Origin of the sequence: Streptomyces sp. BF23-19 (assembly GCF_041106355.1) — a bacterium.
GTDB lineage: Bacteria > Actinomycetota > Actinomycetes > Streptomycetales > Streptomycetaceae > Streptomyces > Streptomyces virginiae_A.
Map to the genome: position 1 here is coordinate 1 of NZ_JBGBPT010000198.1, position 1,365 is coordinate 1,365.

Annotated in this window: 1 pseudogene; it reads left to right on the top strand. The window is 68.9% G+C overall.

The features are described from left to right. Positions 1-192: 192 nt before the first annotated feature. Positions 193-699, top strand: a pseudogene (locus AB8A24_RS43290) (L,D-transpeptidase); the annotation flags it as partial. Between the last annotated feature and the right edge of the window lie 666 nt (positions 700-1,365).

The following is a 1,365-nucleotide window of genomic DNA, read 5'->3' on the forward strand; positions in this document are numbered from 1 at the left end:
GGTCCACTGCACCTCAGTCCTCCCACCAGAACGAGGCGCCGAGTTGGAAGTCATGCCCCAAAGGTAGCGACACCCCCCGCCCTCCCGACACCACAGAGGGACAAAGCCCAGGCGCACTCGCCTTCGCGCTACCAGTGGCGATGTGGTCGGCTGCACGCAGCGGTCTCGACGGGGTCGAGTCGGCGACCATGCTACGGCGGCCCTTCGGATTCCACTGAGTTCACCATCGGGGACCGGATCGAGGCGGTCACCGACTCCGCCGCCCACGAGATGACCGTACGCCGCAACGGCCGGACCATCCGCACGATCCCGGTCACCACGGGCAAGGCGGGGTTCCGGACCCGCAGCGGCATCAAGGTCGTCAAGGAGTACCAGGTCCGGATGCGCGGGGACACCGTCGGCATCAAGCGCGGCACGAGCGAGTTCTACGACCTGCCGGTACGTTACGTGCCGCGGGTGACGTGGAGCGGTGAGTACGTGCACGCCGCGCCCTGGTCGGTCGAGGCGCAGTGCGAGGAGAACGTGAGCCACGGCTGCACGGGCAAGAGCACGGCGGACGCCGCCTGGTTCTTCCAGACGGTACGGGAGGGGGACATCGTGGAGGTGGTGAACAGCGGTGGCCAGCCGATGGCGCCGTTCGACAAGGGCTTCGGCGACTGGAACCTGAACTGGCGGGTCTGGCAGGCGGGCAGCGCCCTCACCTCCACCCCCGTCCCCGCCGCCGCCCTCCCGGCAACACCCCCCGCACACGGTCCCGACTGCGCCCCCTCACGTGAGAGGCCGGTTCAGGGACGCCAGATTCCCAGCGCGACGAGGGCCGCGAAGAAGAGCCCCAGCGCGACCAGTCGCATCGCGCAGCCCCCTCTCGTGCGCACCGGCACGTAGGCGTTGCCGCGCTGGACGTACGTCGGGCGGGACACATCCGTCCTGAAGAAGTACTGGGTCACCCGGCCGATGACGGCGAGCAGAAGGAATCCTGCAATGACCTTCCCCCACAGGGGCCATGTGTCGGCCGCCGACGAAAGCACCATCAAACCCTGATCCCCCCGACCTGGCTTCCGGGCACGCGTCGGCATGCCCCACCCCCGTGACCTACCGTCAGCGTAGTGGCGCGGTCGGCTATCCACCAGATCGCGATCGGCCGCGGGGGTGCGCTGCACTCGGCGCTTTGGCCGGGTACAGGCCGCACGGCGTCAGGGGCACGGGGCGGGCCGTCAGAAGGCGGAGGCGGACCGTCCGGGGGTGGGGCAGACCTGCCAGGCGAGGTGGTTGAGGGTGCTCAGAGCTTGTAACAGGATCTTGTTGAAGTCCTCTGGTCAGCCGTGACCGGTGTGACGATTCGGCCGTTCGTGATGGCGTGAGCAC